1 protein-coding gene is annotated in these 307 nt (G+C 65.5%); it reads left to right on the forward strand.

The features are described from left to right. Positions 1-307, forward strand: a 307-nt coding sequence (locus B9T16_RS29685) for a DEAD/DEAH box helicase (RefSeq protein WP_410246492.1), incomplete at both ends; no start/stop codon positions are given.

A 307-nucleotide genomic window follows, 5' to 3' on the forward strand; every position in this document is an offset into this window, starting at 1 on the left:
GAGATACTGGCGCGGCAGCATTTCGAGGGGCTGGCACCGATGGCCGCCAGCGCCGGGGTGCGCATGGAACTGCTGACCGGGCGCGACAAGGGCCGTGAGCGGGCGCGCAAGCTGGCTGATCTGGCCGGCAGGCAGATCGATATCCTGATCGGCACGCATGCCGTCTTCCAGAAGGATGTGGTCTTTGCCGATCTGCGTCTGGCAGTGATCGACGAGCAGCACCGCTTTGGTGTGGCGCAACGCATGGCACTGGGAGAGAAGGGCGAACGCGCCGACATTCTGGTGATGACCGCCACGCCGATACCGC

This window comes from Arthrospira sp. PCC 8006, from assembly GCF_046480465.1.
Taxonomy (GTDB): domain Bacteria; phylum Cyanobacteriota; class Cyanobacteriia; order Cyanobacteriales; family Microcoleaceae; genus Limnospira; species Limnospira platensis.